The 2,194-nt window shown below is 73.3% G+C and carries 1 protein-coding gene and 1 pseudogene; one reads left to right on the top strand and one right to left on the bottom strand.

Annotation, left to right across the window (positions count from 1 at the left end; genetic code table 11):
- Window positions 1-615, top strand: a pseudogene (locus AB0H87_RS41045) (hypothetical protein); the annotation flags it as partial.
- Window positions 616-670: 55 nt separating this feature from the next.
- Here AB0H87_RS41045 and AB0H87_RS41040 read toward each other — a convergent pair.
- The coding region (locus tag AB0H87_RS41040; RefSeq protein WP_360159046.1) for a hypothetical protein at window positions 671-2,194 on the bottom strand (1,524 nt) is incomplete at its 5' end.

Raw genomic sequence — 2,194 nt, 5'->3', positions numbered from 1 at the left:
CCGCGCGGATGGCGGCGAAGGCGCACGGTCGTGGTCGGCGCGGCGGCGCTGACGCTGGCGTCCGCGGGCACCGCCGCCGCGGTCGCCCTCCCGGCCGGCCCACCGCCGCTGCCGCCACCGTCCGCGCATGCCTGCCTGGACGCCATGCCCGGCCCGACGCCGAGCGCTGACGAACCGGCCGCCGGGGCGTTCGCACTCCCGGCGGGCTGGCGCTGGCACACCGACGAGACCGGCTTCACCGTGGCGGTGCCGGTCGGCTGGTCCCGCTTCACCGCGGGCAACGCCGTGTGCTTCCGCGACCCCGCCGGCACCGCCACGATCGCGGTCGACCCGGCGGTCCGCCCGACCGCCGACCCGGCGGACCTCTGGCGCGGGCAGGAGACGGCCACCCGCACGCTGCCCGGCTACGCGCGCGTGCGGATCGGTCCGGTGCGGGCCGCCGAGGGCGGTGCCGACTGGGAGTTCACCTGGGACACCGGCCACGCGCGACGGGTCACGGTCACCACCGAGCCCGGCCGGGCGTACGCCCTGTCCTGGTTCGGCCCCGACGCCGACTGGCCCCGCGACGAGCCACGGTTCCGCCTGGTGACCAGCAGCTACCGCGGCCCGTCCTGAGACGACGGAACCCGCCGGCCGAGGGGCGGCCGACGGGTTCCGTGCTCAGGATGGATCAGGCGACGAAGCGCGTCCGGCGGCGCCGGACCAGCACGAACGCCGCGCCCGCGCCGACCAGCAGCACGCCGACGCCGGCGATCAGCGTCGCCTGCGGACCGGTGACCGGCAGGCCGCCACCGTCGCCACCGCCACTGCCGCCGTTGCCCCCGCCGGCGCCGGTGCCGTTCAGCACGATCTCGGCGCTGTCGTTGGCGGTGTTCGGGTCGCCGGCGACCTTGCCGGTGATGGTGCCGACCGCGTTCTCGACGACCCGGTCGATCTTCAGCTTGAAGGTGAACTCGTACGTGTAATCGGGGTACAGGTCCCAGACCACGCAGCCGTACTCGCGCGCACCCGGCTTGCCCCACGCGTCGTCGTCCGCCGGCCATGCGTCACCGTCGGTGTACGGGGCGCAGTCCCACGCCGCCTCGACCGCCGTGGCTCCCTCGGGGATGGTGATCCGCACGTCCGGCTTGTCGCGCGGGCCGTCGGTGATCTCCAGCGCGGCCGTGCCGACGTTCTTGACGCCCACCGTCACGCCGACGGTCGCGCCGGCGGCGCCGGACGCGGTGGCGCCGACCGCGGCCATGTCGACCTGGTTGTCACCGCCGACCGTGATCTTCACCGCGTATGAGGTGTCGTAGGGGGTGACGTCGGTCTGCGGGAGCCCGCGCCGAGCGCTGGCCACCTCTTCCAGGCGCAGCGGCTCACCCGTGCCCCGGTGGGGCTCACCCGCGTCCCCGGTCCAGGACTCTTCGACGATCTTCCAGTCGCCCTCGACCCACCAGTCCGTGTACGAGGTGAAGACGGCACCGGTGCGGGCGGTCTTGTCGATCGCGTACGGGATGTCCGCGGAGAGTCGGTAGTTCCTGCCCGGCTCGAGCGGCTGGTCGAACTCGCAGACGACGTTGCCGTACTCGTACGAGACGCAGTTCGAGAAGTCGCCGGCGTAGAGCGTCCGGTAGTCGGGCGACAGGGTCAGCACCGTGCGCTCGACGGTCGACTTGCCGACGTTGGAGACCGGGGCGTTGGCCTTGGCGATGCCGCCCGGGTCACCGGTGGCCGTCACCGTCGGCGGCTCCTCGTTCCACTCGCCGGTGAAGAGGTCGCTCGCCTCGGCGATCGTGATGTTCGACTTCGCGGTCGCCTTGGTGCCGTTGACGTCCGCGCTGAAGCTGATGCTGCCCTCGGTGCCGATTTCGGCGTCCGCCTTGGCCTGGACCACGTAGAAGAGGCCCACGCCGAACCGGTCGTCCTCGCCCAGCGGTCGCTCGCAGTGGGTCAGCGTGGCGGAATCGGCGGTGCAGAGCCAGTCGGAGCCGCTCACCTGCCAGTCGATGAACGCGTCCTCGAGGTCCGACGTGTCGACCGCGACGGAGACGGTGCCGGCCAGGTTGTCCTCGTCGTAGCGCACGAACGCCGACCCGTTGATGAAGCCGTCTGGCCGACCGCCGTGCAGCTCACGCTGACCGGCACGCTGGTCGGCCTGGCGCTGGGGCAGCTCGTGATCGGCCCGGTCGCCGACGCCTACGGCCGCCGC

Origin of the sequence: Asanoa sp. NPDC050611 (genome assembly GCF_040654855.1) — a bacterium.
Lineage (GTDB): Bacteria > Actinomycetota > Actinomycetes > Mycobacteriales > Micromonosporaceae > Asanoa.
Note: the sequence above shows the minus strand (reverse complement) of the source record. Positions and strands in the feature narration are given on the sequence as shown.